The sequence below is a fragment of the Thalassospira sp. NFXS8 genome (assembly GCF_040148805.1).
Taxonomy (GTDB): Bacteria; Pseudomonadota; Alphaproteobacteria; order Rhodospirillales; family Thalassospiraceae; genus Thalassospira.
In genome coordinates, this window is sequence record NZ_JAGEMF010000002.1 from 1,503,590 (window position 1) to 1,518,962 (window position 15,373).

At 54.9% G+C, this 15,373-nt stretch carries 18 protein-coding genes; 6 read left to right on the plus strand and 12 right to left on the minus strand.

Annotated features, from left to right (window positions below; genetic code table 11):
- Positions 1–11: 11 nt before the first annotated feature.
- Complete coding sequence (locus J4E05_RS15970; protein WP_349597415.1) at positions 12–629, minus strand: glutathione S-transferase family protein; 618 nt, start codon at positions 627–629, stop codon at positions 12–14.
- Positions 630–783: 154 nt separating this feature from the next.
- Between J4E05_RS15970 and J4E05_RS15975 the strand changes: the two genes are divergently transcribed.
- The 4 genes from J4E05_RS15975 (at position 784) to J4E05_RS15990 (ending at position 3,894) form a co-directional block, all read left to right on the plus strand.
- A complete protein-coding gene (locus J4E05_RS15975; protein WP_349597418.1) occupies positions 784–1,689 on the plus strand; it encodes a LysR family transcriptional regulator in 906 nt (301 codons plus the stop codon).
- Between the two features lie 62 nt (positions 1,690–1,751).
- On the plus strand, positions 1,752–2,588 hold the full coding sequence (locus J4E05_RS15980) for a ComFC family protein (protein WP_349597421.1): 837 nt from the start codon (positions 1,752–1,754) through the stop codon (positions 2,586–2,588).
- An 82-nt stretch (positions 2,589–2,670) separates the two neighbouring features.
- Positions 2,671–2,928 carry a glutaredoxin 3 gene (gene grxC, locus J4E05_RS15985; protein ID WP_085591606.1) on the plus strand — a complete coding sequence of 86 codons (258 nt, stop codon included), beginning with the start codon at positions 2,671–2,673 and terminating at the stop codon, positions 2,926–2,928.
- Between the two features lie 141 nt (positions 2,929–3,069).
- Positions 3,070–3,894, plus strand: a complete 825-nt coding sequence (locus J4E05_RS15990) for a carbon-nitrogen hydrolase family protein (protein WP_349597424.1) — start codon at positions 3,070–3,072, stop codon at positions 3,892–3,894.
- Between the two features lie 76 nt (positions 3,895–3,970).
- Here the strand turns inward: J4E05_RS15990 and J4E05_RS15995 are convergent, their stop codons facing one another.
- From J4E05_RS15995 to J4E05_RS16015, 5 genes are all read right to left on the minus strand, one after another.
- Positions 3,971–5,299: an ABC transporter permease gene (locus J4E05_RS15995; RefSeq protein WP_349597427.1), complete on the minus strand. Its 1,329-nt coding sequence runs from the start codon at positions 5,297–5,299 to the stop codon at positions 3,971–3,973.
- On the minus strand, positions 5,296–6,075 hold the full coding sequence (locus J4E05_RS16000) for an ABC transporter ATP-binding protein (RefSeq protein ID WP_349597428.1): 780 nt from the start codon (positions 6,073–6,075) through the stop codon (positions 5,296–5,298). The genes J4E05_RS15995 and J4E05_RS16000 overlap by 4 nt, the downstream gene beginning before the upstream one ends.
- Complete coding sequence (locus J4E05_RS16005) at positions 6,029–6,469, minus strand: hypothetical protein (protein WP_349597431.1); 441 nt, start codon at positions 6,467–6,469, stop codon at positions 6,029–6,031. The genes J4E05_RS16000 and J4E05_RS16005 overlap by 47 nt, the downstream gene beginning before the upstream one ends.
- A 72-nt stretch (positions 6,470–6,541) precedes the next feature.
- Complete coding sequence (locus tag J4E05_RS16010) at positions 6,542–8,029, minus strand: alkaline phosphatase family protein (protein WP_349597433.1); 1,488 nt, start codon at positions 8,027–8,029, stop codon at positions 6,542–6,544.
- A gap of 159 nt (positions 8,030–8,188) precedes the next feature.
- On the minus strand, positions 8,189–8,611 hold the full coding sequence (locus J4E05_RS16015) for a hypothetical protein (RefSeq protein WP_349597436.1): 423 nt from the start codon (positions 8,609–8,611) through the stop codon (positions 8,189–8,191).
- A 32-nt stretch (positions 8,612–8,643) separates the two neighbouring features.
- On the opposite strand from J4E05_RS16015, the gene J4E05_RS16020 reads away from it, so the two are divergent.
- Positions 8,644–9,081, plus strand: a complete 438-nt coding sequence (locus tag J4E05_RS16020; protein WP_085591618.1) for a DUF1178 family protein — start codon at positions 8,644–8,646, stop codon at positions 9,079–9,081.
- Positions 9,082–9,189: 108 nt separating this feature from the next.
- On the opposite strand, the gene J4E05_RS16025 is transcribed toward J4E05_RS16020, so the two are convergent.
- From J4E05_RS16025 to J4E05_RS16050, 6 genes are all read right to left on the minus strand, one after another.
- The gene (locus J4E05_RS16025; protein WP_349597439.1) at positions 9,190–9,756 is read right to left on the minus strand and encodes a GNAT family N-acetyltransferase; all 567 of its coding nucleotides are present in this window, start codon (positions 9,754–9,756) and stop codon (positions 9,190–9,192) included.
- Positions 9,757–9,787: 31 nt separating this feature from the next.
- Positions 9,788–10,342, minus strand: a complete 555-nt coding sequence (locus J4E05_RS16030) for a GNAT family N-acetyltransferase (RefSeq protein WP_349597442.1) — start codon at positions 10,340–10,342, stop codon at positions 9,788–9,790.
- A 13-nt stretch (positions 10,343–10,355) separates the two neighbouring features.
- Entirely contained in the window at positions 10,356–11,117 is a 762-nt protein-coding gene (ubiG, locus tag J4E05_RS16035; RefSeq protein WP_349597444.1) for a bifunctional 2-polyprenyl-6-hydroxyphenol methylase/3-demethylubiquinol 3-O-methyltransferase UbiG, read from the minus strand.
- Between the two features lie 149 nt (positions 11,118–11,266).
- Entirely contained in the window at positions 11,267–11,902 is a 636-nt protein-coding gene (locus J4E05_RS16040; protein WP_349597446.1) for a YbhB/YbcL family Raf kinase inhibitor-like protein, read from the minus strand.
- Between the two features lie 74 nt (positions 11,903–11,976).
- Positions 11,977–13,059, minus strand: coding sequence for a helix-turn-helix transcriptional regulator (locus J4E05_RS16045; protein WP_349597448.1), 1,083 nt, complete (start codon positions 13,057–13,059; stop codon positions 11,977–11,979).
- Positions 13,060–13,092: 33 nt separating this feature from the next.
- Positions 13,093–13,803 (minus strand): HAD family hydrolase, encoded by a 711-nt coding sequence (locus tag J4E05_RS16050; RefSeq protein WP_085591627.1) that lies wholly within the window; start codon positions 13,801–13,803, stop codon positions 13,093–13,095.
- A 323-nt stretch (positions 13,804–14,126) separates the two neighbouring features.
- On the opposite strand from J4E05_RS16050, the gene J4E05_RS16055 reads away from it, so the two are divergent.
- The gene (locus J4E05_RS16055) at positions 14,127–15,347 is read left to right on the plus strand and encodes an aspartate kinase (protein ID WP_085591629.1); all 1,221 of its coding nucleotides are present in this window, start codon (positions 14,127–14,129) and stop codon (positions 15,345–15,347) included.
- The last annotated feature ends 26 nt before the right edge of the window (positions 15,348–15,373 follow it).

Sequence of the window (15,373 nt, forward strand, 5' to 3'; positions counted from 1 at the left end):
ACCGGGCCAGGTTAGCTGGTTGTGCGCAAACCGGCTTGGGTGGTCGGAAAGGGGACAAAGCCCGGCAAAGCCTCGATCTGGCGAAGCCATTTGGTCACGTTGTGATAGGGGCTGATATCGACATTGCCTTCCGGGGCCTGCACGATATAGCTGTAAAGTGCGACATCGGCGATGGTCGCCCGGTCGGTAACCAGCCAGTCGCGGTTGGCAAGTTCGGCATCAATCAGCGTTAAAATGCTGTGCGCCCGGGCAATGACCTCATCGGTGTTGAAATCGGCCCCAAACACAGTGACAAGGCGTGCGGCACAGGGGCCATACGCGATTTGACCGGCAGCGACAGATAACCAGCGCTGGATTTGGGCGGCATGTTGCGGGTCTTCGGGCAACCAATCGGTTTTGCCGTATTTTTTGGCAACATAAACCATAATGGCGATGGAATCGGGGATGATTACGCCGTCATCCTCAAGTACGGGCACCTGCCCAAACGGGTTTAACGCCAGAAATGCCGGCTTTTTATGTTCTCCATTGGCAAGGTCAACAGGGATCAGATCATAGTCGGCACCGATCAGGGACAAGAACAGATGGGCGCGGTGGGAATGGCCGGAAAGTGGAAAATCATAAAGTTTCATAGCATTTTCCTTTGAAAGGAGGTGCAGGGAACGGCTGATGAAATGATTATGATTGTTTCAATTATGTTAGTTAAGATAGAGTATTTGGAATGTACTGTTCCGTATTGGGGAATAATAAGGCGGCGCTTTCACACGTGGCATAGAAAGGTAATTCATGGACCGCTGGCAAGCGATGAAGGTTTTTATTCGGGTGGCGGATTGTGGCAGTTTTGCCCAGGCCGGGCGTGATTTGCGTATGAGCCCGCCTGCGGTGACCCGTGCCATTGCCTTTTTGGAAGAAATTACCGGTGCGCGATTGTTGACCCGCACCACGCGCAGCGTAAAGCTGACCGAAGCGGGGGATCGTTATATGCGCGATTGCCGCCGTATCCTTGATGATCTGGCCGAGGCAGAAGCGGCCGCCGGGGGGGCCTATGCCACGCCAACCGGCACCCTGACTGTTACGGCTCCGGTTCTGTTTGGTAAAATGTTTGTCATGCCGATTTTAATGGCGTTTCTTGATGAAAACCCCGGTATGCGCGGACAGGTCTTGTTGCTTGACCGGGTGGTGAATGTGGTTGAGGAGGGCATGGACCTTGCGGTCCGTATTGGGCATTTGACGGATTCAGGTTTAAGTGCGGTACGGGTTGGCGCGGTTAAACGGCTGGTTTGTGCCGCCCCTGCCTATTTTGCAAGGTATGGCAGGCCTGAAAAACCGGCTGATTTGGCCGCGCACCGCATTATTGGCACCACCAACCCGCCAACCACCCAGGAATGGCGGTTTGGCCGCACGGAAAAAGTTGCAGTAGTGGTTCAGCCGACCTTGTTAACCAATGCGACGGATGCAGCCTTGCAGGCAGCCCTTGACGGCTGGGGCATTGCACGATTGTTGTCTTATCAGATCAGTCCGGCTTTGGCATCGGGCCAGCTTGAAACGGTGCTGGAGCAATATGACGAAAACCCAGTGCCGATCCATCTGGTGCATCCCGAAGGGCGGCGGGCATCGGCCAAGGTGCGGGCCTTTATTGATTTTGCAACGAAGCGTTTGCGCGCAAATCCTGCTGTTCGTCAATACGAATAAGTATTGTAGCGTAGCGTTGCATGGGCAGGGGCGGCTGCAGACAGGGGGAGAAGCCGGGGTGAATGGATAATCAGGATCAGAAGGTGGATGCGCACCATGATCGTCAGCCCTTTAAGCGGGTAGGCACGGCGGTTTGGCAGGCAATTTTGCGCGGTTTGTTGCCTGCGCGGTGCGGGGGATGTGGCGTTATCAGTGATGCCCCCCATGCGCTGTGTGCCGAATGCTGGTCGGCGTTGCGGTTTGTGTCGCCGCCTTTTTGTGCCTGTTGCGGGTATCCGTTTGAATTGATGCCGGTGGAAATGCTAGCCCCCGCCGACGAAATGGCCGCGCGGGATGCAAAATATGCCAAAGGTGTTTTATGCGGCCCATGTTTGCGCCATACCCCGCCTTATGATCGGGCCCGCGCCGCCCTGATTTATGATGATGGCAGCCGGGATTATGTGTTGCGCTATAAGCATGGTGACCGGACCGATCTAACCCCGCTTTTAACCCGCTGGATGATGCAGGCCGGGCAGGATTTTTGGCCCGATGCCACGTTGCTGGTACCCGTCCCCCTGCATCGCAGTCGGTTATTAATGCGCCGTTATAACCAGTCGGGTTTGTTGGCCGCGTCGCTGGCAAAACAAACCGGTATTTTGTTTGCACCCGATTTGATTACCCGTAAACGCAAAACCCGCAGCCTTGCCGGGCTGGGCCGAACATCCCGCCTGCGCGAGGTGCAGGGGGCCTTTGCGATATCGGCCAAAATGGCGACGAAATATGACGTGACCGGGCGCAAAATTGTGCTGGTGGATGATGTTTTAACAACAGGGGCCACGGCGGCGGCCTGTGCGTATGTGCTAAAAAAAGCCGGAGCCATGCAGGTGGACCTGATCACAATTGCGCGGGTGGTACGCTGACGAACGCGAAATTATCTGTTATATACCTTTCCAACACACGGATATTCCGGGTCAGGAGCCCGAAATAAAAGGAATTGAATCGATGGCGAAAATTGAAGTTTATGCAACCGACTGGTGCCCCTATTGCAAGCGGGCCCGCAAGTTGCTTGATGAGAAAAATGCCGATTACGACGTGATCGACGTGATGATGGAACCGCGCCGCAAACGCGAAATGATGGACCGTGCCGGTGGCAAAACCAGTGTGCCGCAGATTTTTATCAATGATGAACATATTGGTGGCTGCGACGAACTGATGGCGTTGAACGCCAAGGGCGGTCTGGATAAAATGCTTTCGGCATAATCAAGACGAACTTGAAAAAGGGGTGGCTGCGCATATTGCGGGCCGCCCCTTTTTTGTTTTTGGACTTTCTCCCGCTGCTTTCGCTGCCTATTGTTGGGTAAATTGATGATAACCGGCGTCGTCGGATAAGGAGAATTAACCATGACCCGTTTTACCGCTGCCTGTGTTCAGGTAAACAGCCGCGATGACATGCATGATAATCTGGCGCGCGCGGCGATTTATGCGCGCGATGCCCATGCAGCCGGGGCGCGGTTAATTACCTTTCCCGAAAATGTATCGATGATGTCGTTTGGTGGCGACAAGGTGCGTGCCGCCGCCTATGCCGAAAAGGATCATCCGGCGCTGGCATTTTTCAGTGATCTGGCGCGCGAACTTGAAAGCACACTGATTGTCGGGTCGCTTCACGTTAGCGTGCCGGGTGAAGACCGGGTTGCCAACCGTTGTTATGCGATTGGCCCGGACGGGGCAGTTCTGACATCCTATGATAAAATCCATATGTTTGACGTGGACCTTGCCAATGGCGAGTCTTACCGCGAAAGCAAAACCTTTCGCCCCGGCGATGCCGCCCGGCTGGTTAAAACCGATCAGGCCGATATCGGTTTGGCGATTTGTTATGATGTGCGGTTTCCGCATTTGTTTCGCGGTTATGCCAAGGCGGGCGCAACGGTGTTAACCATCCCCGCTGCCTTTACCCGCACGACCGGGCAGGCGCACTGGCACACTTTGCTGCGCGCCCGTGCCATTGAAACCGGCTGCTTTGTCATTGCTGCCGCCCAGTGTGGTGACCACCCTGGCGACCGGCAAACATTTGGCCATTCCCTGATTATTGACCCGTGGGGTGTTGTTTTGGCCGATGGCGGCACTGAGCCGGGCTTTATCACGGCTGAAATTGATCTGGAACGGGTGAATGAAGTCCGCGCGATGGTGCCATCCTTGCGTAATGACCATGATTACAGCCCGGCCTGATTGTGCTTTTAATAAAATAAAGGACCGGCTTTCGGGGCCGGTCCTTGGTGTTTTATGCACGATTAATGGCGTGCTGTTATGATCCGCGCAGGGCTTCGACCACCGGTTTGCGATAGAGCATAAAGGCGGGAACCAAAGCCAGGGCAAAGCCGATAATCACGAAGCCAGCCGCAAGGCCAAGTTCCGGCTTGCCAATGGTGGCCGTCATGGCCATGCCGGTTTCTGCGGTGAAAACCTGTGATACGGCCTGTGCCACACCCCAACCCAGCACCAGCCCAATGGCGGCGCCAAAGACCACCAAAATCGCCACATACAGCCAGATCGAGCCGAAAATATAGCTCCTCGGGGCACCAAGGGCGCGCAAAACCGCAAATTGCTTGCGATAAATTTGCATAAGCGCCAGCACGGCGGCCAAAATGGCGGCAACCACCAATGCCTGTGTGCCCAGCGCCATCCAACGCATGACGGCGCCGGCATTACCCAGCATCTGATACATTTCGATCAGGACTTCGGCAGGGAAAAACGCCGTGCTGTGATCGGTGCGATAGCTGGACCGAATGCCATAGGCCCCCGCAATTGATTTGGGATGCACCACCATTGCCGGAACACCGGGCAGGTCCAGTCCATCAAAGGGCGGGCCAAGTTTTACGGTTTCGTGCTCATGTTCGTGCTCATGTTCATGTTCATGGGTGGCATCGTCATCATGGGCGTCATGATCTGCATGTTCTGTGCTGCCGGTGGCGGCGTGCTCATGCTCATGCTCTTCATCATGGTCGTTTTCGGCGTGCCCGCTGGCAAGCGAATGAACTTCCCATACCTGTTCGACCGGCACGATAATCGCGCTGTCCCAGGGGGTGCCGGTGGCATTCATACGGCCAACAACGGTGATGTTCACATCGTGATGATGATGTTCTTCGGCTTCAATACCATGGCCGTGGGCAGGCTCGAATGTGTCGCCAATTTCAAGGGGAACGGCAGCGCCAATCACGGCTTCTTCGTGGTCGGCAAACATGGCACCATCACGCAGGCCACCAGATAGATAGTCGATAAATTGGGCGGTGGAACCAACGATGCTGTGATCGTGCCAGGAATCGCCAAAAGCCAGCGGGGCGGCAAAATCCACCCGGTCGTCATCTAGCAGCTTTGACCATATCGGCCCTTCAAGCAGGTTTACCGCCGAGGGGCGCAGGAAAATGGTATTCATGACGATGTCGGTATGGCTGCCCGGGGCGGCCACCAGAATATCAAACTTGTCGGCGGCATGGGCGCTGCCCTGGCGCAGGGCGCGTTCCTGGGCGGTGATGCCAACACCAATGGCCACGGCCACGGCAATCAGGGCGATGAACAGGATATTCATCACCCAATGGCGGCGCAGGCTGGCGAAAACGATGGGAAACGGGTTCATGCGGCCTCTGCATTGGTTAAAAGCCGGCCTTTTTCGAACTGTAATACACGCGTGCACCGGTCGATTACGGTGTGATCATGGCTGACCACAATGAGCGTGCGATTATTTTCGCGGGCATAGGCAAACAGAATGTCGGCGCAATTATCGGCGGCAACGGCATCAAGGCTGGCGGTGGGTTCGTCGGCCAGCAAAATGGGCGGATCAAACAACAATGCGCGGGCAATGGCGACACGTTGCTGTTCGCCGCGCGATAAATCGGCCACCGACCCGCGATTGGTGGGAACTCCGACCAGATCAAGCAAGGTGGTTGCACGTGCGCGCAAATCGGCGGGGATGCGCCAGCCATGAAACCCGGCAGGCAGCAAAACATTTTCCAGTGGCGGCAATTCACCGATCAGATGGAAATCCTGAAAGATAAAACCGACATGCTGGCGCCGCCAGGTATCACATGCCCCTTCGGACAAGGATGTCAAATCGGTATCCCCCCAGTGAACCGACCCTTTTGTCGGGCGCAACAGGCCACTTAGCAAATAGAGAAGGGATGACTTGCCTGACCCTGAAGGCCCGGCGACGCCCAACAAGGTGCCCGGCGCAACCACAAGATGGGGCAGCGAGAGGATCGGGGCGGTTTGTTTGGCAAAACCAAGCGACAAATCATTTATCGCAAGAGGCGGGCTTGTGCTGTTGTCGCTGTTGTCGCTCTTGCCGGTTTTGATGGCAGACGCGGTTTCAGACGAGGTCGAAGCTGGCATCGACAAGTCGGACGAGGCTGACAAATCCGGTCTCCTGATCTTTGGCAACACCCAACTCCAAAACACCCTGAGTGATGATCGGGCGGTTGAAGCGAACGGCATCAAGTTTTTCGCGCATACGGACAAAAACAATGTCGTTTGGCCAGTCGGCGCTGGTTTCGCAAAACGGACATACCGACATTGGGCGTTTGGTCAGGACAAAGAAACTGGCATCGGCCTTAAGCGGCGGGGCCATAAAGCCGGGAATTTCGATCCGTTTTCCGACAAGGTTTTTGGCGGTGGCGGAAAATTCGTCCTGGGTTTTATAAATATCGCGGATTTTAAGGCTTTCGGCGGCGCGGGCGAGCGGAATGGCTGCCATCAGGCCCAACAGGGCGGCACTGCCACCGGCCAAAAATGAACGGCGATCACAAGTCATTTTCCAAACCTCCAAATGAGGAAACCGGCCGCATTGTTTGCGGCCGGTTTTGCAAGATCAACGTCGTCGGGCTTACTTTGCCAGTTGGCTTTCAACCTGTGCGGCGTAATCCATGACGTGATAGATGAAGTTCTGTTCAACAACACCGTGGAACAGATAGGCTGACGGGCCGGTCGCGAAAATCGCAACGTCGTCACCAGCATGGGTTTCGCTGCTCATCGGCACCAGGGCCTGCTGCAGAAAGTCGGGGTCCTGGGTGTCAACATTGGTCAGATCGGCGCGCAGTTCGTCTTTCAGGGCGCCCGGGCCGTTCATGTAGCCAAGGGTGGTGTAAGGCTTGCCATCGTCGCCTTTTTCTTCGGAAAGACCAAGGATCGGGTTGCCGCGCGATGCGTAGCCCGAAATGGTCATGGTGTGGCTGTGATCGGCAGTAACAATGATAAGGGTGTCGTCGGTTTTCACTTTCGACAGGGCCATTTTAACAGCATCGTTCAGGGCAACGGTATCTTCGAGGGCGCGGAAAGCATTGCCTTCGTGATGGGCATGGTCGATACGACCGGCCTCAACCATCAGGAAGAAACCCTTGTCGTTCTGCGACAGCATGTCGATGGCTTTTTCGGTCATTTCGGCCAGGCTGGGCTCGCCACCGGCATCCTTGGCGCGGTCGGCTTCATATTCCATGTGCGAGCGGTCAAACAGGGCCAGAACGTGTTTGGTTTTGGCCGGGTCAATGGCTTTGAACTGTTCTTCGTTCCAGACAAATGCGCCTTCATTGCCATAACGTTTGACCCATTCGGCGGTCAGGTCGCGGCCATCGGTACGCTGGCCGGTTTTGCCCTTGTCTTCCGGGTCGGCCATGGTTTTATCCATGAACATGCGGCGACCACCGCCAAAGGCAACTTCAAAACCGTCGCCCGGTGCCCAGGCAACAAGCTGTGATGCAATGTCGGGGCAGCCGTTCTTTTTGGCATCGTCCGACAGGTCGGCATCGCTTTCCCAGTTACGGTCGGCGGTGTGAACATAGGTCGCGGCCGGGGTGGCGTGGGTCAGGCGGGCGGTGGAAACCACACCGGTTGACATGCCGAGCAGTTCGGCACGCTCTGCCAGCGAGACGGTCGGGTGGGCAAGTTGTGCAGCACAATCGCCGCGTTTAACATCGCCTGAAACACCGATGGTGCCGTTGTTTGACTTAACGCCGCTCATCATTGCGGATGCGGTCGGGGCCGAGTCTGCGATCTGGGCGTCGTTGGTGTAGGTTTTCGACAGGGCCACGTTCGGGAACTGACCAAATACCAGGCTGTTGCTTTCGCCGTCGACACCGCGCTGCTGGCCTTCAAAAATGCGCGCTGCGGTGACGGTCGGGATGCTCATGCCATCGCCAACAAACAAAATAATGTTTTTGGCTTTGTTGGTGTTCGGTTTGTCAGCCAGTTTCATCTGCAATTCTTGCTGGGCTGCCGTGTAATACGGGTTTTCTGCCTGTGGCAATTTGTCAGCAGCGAAAGCTGCGGTAGAGCACATGGAACTGGCAAGTGCGGTGGCCCAAAGAACGCGTTTCATCAATTTTACCCCCTTGTGAAACAATGAAGGGGGCAAGGCCCCCTGGTTCGCGCCGGGATTATAGGAAGTGTGTGCAACAGTTCTGTGACAGAAACATTATCGCATGGTGACATTCGGTTTCGGGATTTTTCAACGATATAAACATTTGAAATTGTTTGATTAAAATCGAGATCCGGGAATAAATGTGAACTGTTTCACATTTGCATTTATTTTAGGAAGTATTCTATCTTTGATTGTTTGTTTTTGAAGCTGTTTCATCTTCAGGATTGGCACCAAAATGCGGATAATACCGCCGAAAAATCCGGCCTTGTCGGCTATTTCAAGGGGGGGGCCTGTTTTGGGGGCGTTCTGGCTGTTTAACTTGTGGTAACGCCGGGTTGCGGAGCCGAGAGGGTGCAGGGTGCGTTTGTTGGTGTCACGGCTGATCGTTTTTTGGACGTTTGATGCTTTGTTCGGGATATTCGGGACATTCGAGAACAAACGGCATGCGGCCATGACCGGAAAACACGCAGCATTTGCATGGTAGTGCTGGTGTTTTGCGATAAAATCGCCATATATCGGCAAGAGCCCTTTTTTGTTCACATACCTTTAACGTGACTTGACCAAACGCAATCATGATTCTGTTTCAGTTAAAATGTAACCATGACCACGAATTTGAAGGCTGGTTTCGCGATAGTGCGACATACGAGGCGCAATCGACCAGCGGCGAGCTTTCGTGCCCTATGTGCGGGTCTGACCAGGTGAGTAAGGCCCTGATGGCGCCGCGCCTGCGGACATCACGGCAAAAGGAAACGGCGGCAGAAAATCGCAAAAAGGCAGCTATTGCCGAGGCAACCCACAAGGCGCTGAGCGAACTTCGCGCCCAGGTCGAAACCAATTGCGAAAATGTAGGCACCGGTTTTGCCGAGGAAGCCCGCAAAATCCATTATGGTGAAACTGAAAAACGCGGCATTTACGGCGAAGCAACCATCAAGGAAGCCACCGAACTGGTGGATGAAGGCATTGATGTGCATGCCTTGCCGTGGGTCGAGGACAAATCCAAAAAGAACTGACCCGTTGTAATGTGAATACCGGAAAATCCCTTGCGCCCTGATCGCATAGGTCAGTTGGCAAGGGATACCGGATAGATCAGTTGTGACAGATATCGGGCTTTGTGCCAGTCAGCTGTTTTTGACCGCCGTTGCCGTCATAGAAGGCCCGGCAACATCGTTTGACCAGTTTTCAACATTCAGACGTACCAGCGGTGTGCCTGCTGAATGATAGGCTGTTGTCATGCCATCGTCGCGCAAGCCACATTTTGTCAGCACGTGGCGCGATGCGTCGTTTTCAGCATCAAATGTTGCGACGATGCTGGTTAGGTTCAGGGTGCCAAAACCGTAATTGGTCAGGCATTTGGCAATTTCAGTCGCATATCCCTTGCCCCAGTGCGGCACCAACAGGCGATAGCCGACTTCGATGTCGCTATCATCGGGAAGCGGGCGCAAAATACCCAGACCAATTACCTGGGCTGTATCGCGCAGGCGAACACCCCACACGCCCAGTACGCCATCGTCACGCATCAATATCTGGCAAATACGGGCCTTGGCCGATTCATAATCGGGGCTGGGCGCGCGGATATAACGCATGACGCGCGCATCCATATCTGCACGTGCCAATGCCGGAACATGGGCGTCGCCAAATGGCTCCAGCACCAGTCGATCGGTGGTAAGGGTGGGTTGTTGGGTCATGACCGGTTTTTCCTGATCCGTTAAAATTGTATCAGGCAAACGTTGTTGTTGGCCCGTTCTTCCATGTGGCGGCAGTTATTTTCATGAGTGGCTTTGCGCTACCACCATGAACCGAAGTTGTCCCGGCATCGTTCATGCCGCATTTTGCCAAAACCTTGCGTGATGCCAGATTGCCGGTTTGATAAACCCCGCATATCACGGCAAGACCAAGGTCTTCAAAGCCATGTGCGACAACACGTTGTGCCAGTTCGGTGGCATATCCCTTGCCCCAGCAGGCACGACCAAGACGATAGCCGATTTCAACACCGCTATCATCTGCGAGCCAGCGTAACAGGGCGCGGCCCACAATGGTGTTACTTTCTTTTTCGCGGACACCCCAGTTGCCGAGAATGGCCGGGGTGCCTTCGTCGGCCTGGGTCAGCCGGGCGCGGGCACTGGCTATATCGGGGCTGGGCTGGCGAATATGACGCATGACATCGGCATCCATATCCATTTTGCACCATGCCGCAATATGTTCGGGCAACCCGAAGGGCTCCAGAACCAGGCGTTGTGTTTCAAGCCGGGCAGGCGTTACGGACAAAGGCATGACAACGTTACCGTTACAATTCGTCAAGGGATGGCTTGGTTGCGATCGCCAGATAATTGATGTCAAGATCGTGCGGGGCAGGCTGCCATTTATCCTGCACCGGATTATAGGAAATGCCGGTGATGTCGGTTAATTGCAGGCCGCAATCGCGGATATAGCGCGATAATTCTGACGGTTTGACAAATTTGCGCCAGTCATGCGTCCCGGCCGGTACCCAGCGCAATATGTATTCTGCGCCAATTTTAGCCAGTGCCAGCGATTTAAGGGTACGGTTCAGGGTCGCGATAAACATGATGCCACCTGGCTTAAGTAGTGCTGCACAGGCTTGCATGAAAAAGGCCGGGTCATCGACATGTTCGATGACTTCCATATTTAAAACCACATCAAACTGGCGGCCTTCGTCAACCATCGTTTCAGGTGTGCCAAGGCGGTAATCGATGGTCAGGCCGGCCTGTTTGGCATGCACGCGGGCAACATTTATGTTGTTTTCTGCGGCATCAAGGGCCGTCATGTTTGCGCCCAGCCGCGCCATCGGCTCGGAAAGTAGGCCCGCACCACAGCCAATATCAATGATATCCAACCCGTTAAGCAGGTTGATATCATTAAGGTCACGGCCATAATGGGCGGCAATATTATCGCGCAACAATTGTAACCGTACCGGATTAAATTTGTGCAGCGGTTTCATCACGCCTTCGGGGTTCCACCATTCATCCGCCATGGCAGAAAAACGTGAAATTTCGTCAGGGTTGGCAGTGCGGTTGGTGTGGGCTGACATGGCAGGGCTCCGGCGGCGCGTAACAGGTAATGTGTATATGCCTGCCCTGTTTACGCGGGCCGCCGGTTTGGCGCAACCATATGCTTGTACCGTAAAGTGTTTTATCCGCGCACCGGCGGGAAATTTGCATGTCGCCATGCGTTCAGCGGTTATTTGCCCGGGCGGCCATATGTACCGGTTACGGTGGTGCGGGCGATGGTGTGCGCGTGCACCATAAAACCGACCAGTGCTGTGCTGGCGTTGGCATCCATTTCAAGTGCGGCAACATCAAGGGCAAATAACGTAAACTGATAGGGGTGTGGTGCATCGCCAACCGGCGGGCACGGACCACCATAACCAGCCAGGCCAAAATCGGTTTTTAATTGATGTGCGTCGGGAATTGCATTCGGATTTGTTGCATCGCCTGCATTTTGCGGCAGGCTGCGTCGGTCTGCCGGGATGTCGGTAACGACCCAATGCCACCAGCCGCTGCCTGTTGGTGCGTCCGGGTCATGCACCATCAGGGCGAAACTTTTGGTCCCATCGGGGACGTCTGACCAGGACAGGGCTGGCGATATGTTGCCGCCCTTACAGCCAAAGCCGTTGAAAACCTGTGCATCAGCCAATGGGCCGTTATCGGCGAAGTCGCTGCTGTGTAATTCCAGCGCTGATGCGGGCCGGATTATTGCTGCCATTGTAAGGACAATGCCGACACCAAAGGCAACCATGGCGGAAAATTGCAGGTGTCGGTGTTTTGGGGCGCAAGGCGTATTGACGGGGGAACGTGCAGTGCAGAGGGTTTTCATGGCAGGTTTCCTGATGGTTCGGTATGTGTCGATCCATCAAGGTTATCAGCTTTGAACTCCATCATATGTGCGGATCACACCATGTTTTGTACCGTCTGCATCGGGCTGTGGCCGAAATGGCGCAAAAAGGCCCGCCCAAAAGCGGATTGCGACTGATACCCGCATTGAAAGGCGATATCGGCAATGGTGATTGGCGGCGCAGACGGAGCAACGACCCGTATGTTCGGTATTTTCTGATGTGGTGTAGATCTATCAACGCCCGTTGGGGCAGGGGTGGTTGATTGTTTTGTGTGTATTTGGGCCAGCAGGGTAGCGGCATGGGTCATACGTTCCCCTTCAAGCAATTGTCGAAAGCTGGTGCCAGCCTGCTTTAAATGCCGGTCAATCGACGACGGGCTGATGCCAAGGTGACGGGCGACTTGTGGTTTTTGCCATTTGCGTGCCGGGGAAAGGCGAAACAGGGCCAAAAGTCTGTCTTCTATCGTGGATGTGGTGGCAAGTAACAAAAGCGGCCCTGCCTGCCCGTGTTGGGCCAACAGTAGTAAAACCTCCATTAACCGGTGACGGATGATGATGCGGTCATGTTGGCTGGTCGGGGCGGTCAGCAGTGACATGACCGCCAGCATGGACCGTAAAAGCGGCTGCTTGGGGGCGATGACCAGCTTTTGGGGTGCCGCAGCGGCGGCGGTAATGTCGCGAATTTCGGGGTAGGCTGCAATAAATCGCATGATCAGGTCGGGTGAAAATTCAAGCACCAGTGCGCTATATAACCCGGTTTCCAGATCGGGGTAATTTACCACCGTTAGCGGAAGCCCCGCCGGGATCAGCAAAATCTGGCCGGGTATCATGGTTTCGCCAGGGGGCGCATCGGGCCTGGTGCCCACGGTTTTGCGCCCGTCGATCAGATATGCGATGGCCGGGAAATCGGCGACATAATCCTGCAAGGTTTCGGTTTGGCGAAAAATCAGCTTTCCCAGGCGTGACAGGCCGTGAATGTCGACTTTGTTTGACGATGGTGTGCCATGCGTCCCGGATGCCCCCATGTTGATTGCGGCAGCTTGAGATGGTCGTGGTAACCGGTGGGCTATTTTGCGAAAATCGCCGGGGGTCAGGTTTGAGGATGGGGAACCTGCTTTGTCAGGTGCATTATGGGGCATGGCCGGTTTTCCTGGGCGGGCTTCTGCTGGTGGTTATTTTGTGAGTAAAGCGGGCAGTTCGGCAAGTGAGCGAATGGTGCGGATACCATCGGGTATGCCGCTTTGCTGCCATTGGGCAAAAGCCCACGGCCCGCGCAACAGCCAGATTGCATCCATCCCGTGTTGTAACGCCGGGTAAATATCGTTATCCAGCCGGTCGCCAATATAAATGATATCGGCCGGGTCATGGCCGGTTTGTTCGATAACGGCATTGAAAAAGGCGGGGTCGGGTTTTTTGCATTTTAGCCGTGCCGAACTTGACAGCCAGTCAATATGGCAGGGCAAAGCCTGCAACACCTGTTCCGATGATGCAGGCTGATTACCGCAAATACCAACCTTATGGCCGTGTTTGTGCAGGTCGGTCAGGGCCGGTAAGGCGTCGTCATATAGATCGTCAATGGTAAAAGACAGCAAATCGGGGCCACGCCAGGGCTCCCCCGGGATGGCAGAAAAGTCGCCCAGCTGTTTCAGGATTGCCGCGAACCCGCAATTGCGCGCCAGTGCGATGCCCGCCGCAGCCGAAACGGTAAAAGACGGCAGGTTAAGATGACGGGCAATGCGGTGCCAGATTGCGGTTTCGCTGATCAGCGTTTCGCCAACATCAAACATCACCAGTTTTTGTGCCGATGTTGTGGCAATGCCTGCCTGGTCGGGGTGTTTGCCAGATGTATGTTGTCGCGGGTGTGTGGCCGATGTGACGGGCATTTGGGGCTCCGGTTTGGGGGCGCAGGGGCTGGTAGTTGAAGTTTTGCGGGTTTTTACGCATGATAATTTCGCAGTTGTTGCAAAACGCTGACTGGATTATGCGTTATTTCAGGTTTTGTGAAAGATCGATGGTTAAAATATAGCCTTGGGCCGGATTAACACTGCCTTCATGCTTGTTTCGCGGTCATTATGGCAGTATTGATATCGCCGCCCTGATCAGGGGGCTTGCAACCTTGCAGGTCCGTGACCCGGAAACTGGCGGAAACACAAGACCTTGCATTTCGGCTGGCGAGATGTAAAGGCAAGCATAACGGGGAATTTTCATGGCCCGTATTGTCATGAAGTTTGGTGGCACATCTGTCGCCGACGTTGAAAAGATCAAGAATGTTGCCCGTCGCGTTAAAAGCGAAGTGGACGCAGGGAACCAGGTTGCGGTTGTCGTTTCGGCAATGTCGGGCAAAACCAATGAACTGGTGGGCTGGGCCGATACAATTTCGCCGCTTTATGATGCGCGCGAATATGATGTGATTGTATCGTCGGGTGAGCAGGTGACAGTTGGTTTGCTGGCGATGGCGCTGCAAAGCATGGATGTCCCTGCACGTTCGTGGCTGGGGTGGCAAATTCCGATCAAGACCGATGGCGCCCATGCCAAGGCCCGGATCAAATCGATTGACACAACCGAACTTGACAAACGCCTTGATGGCGGCGAAGTGGTATGTGTTGCCGGTTTTCAGGGGATTGCGCCAGATAACCGTATTACCACGCTGGGACGTGGCGGGTCCGATACCTCGGCGGTGGCGCTGGCGGCAGCCCTTCGGGCAGACCGTTGCGACATTTATACTGACGTTGAAGGTGTCTACACAACCGATCCCCGCATTGTGCCCAAGGCACGCAAGATTGAAAAAATTACCTACGAAGAAATGCTGGAACTGGCATCGCTTGGGGCCAAGGTGCTGCAAACCCGTTCAGTCGAGATGGCCATGAACCATCGCGTCCGGGTGCAGGTCCGTTCGACCTTTAGTGATGCGGAAGGTACACTTGTTGTAGACGAGGACGAAATCGTGGAACAGGAAGTCGTTAGCGGAATTGCCTATAGCCGGGACGAAGCCAAGATCACGCTGGTTAAGGTTGCCGACAAGCCGGGCACGGCAGCAACCATTTTTGGCCCGCTGGCCGAAGCCAACATCAATGTCGATATGATCGTTCAGAACATATCGGAAAATGGCAACAGCACGGACATGACCTTTACCGTGCCGCGTGGCGAGTTCAAACGTGCGCTTCAGGTGATTGAAGGCAATCGTGAAAAGATCGCCTATCAGGAGCTGTTAAGCACGTCGGATGTGACCAAGGTTTCGATCATTGGTGTCGGTATGCGTTCCCATGTCGGGGTGGCACGTAAAATGTTTGAAACCCTGTCTGACAAGGGTATCAACATTCAGGTTATTTCAACCTCGGAAATCAAGGTAAGCGTCCTGATTGCCGAAGAATATACCGAACTTGCCGTTCGTGCCCTGCATACGGCCTATGGGCTGGATGCCGACTAGGTTCCAAGGGTAGGCCCGATGTGCTG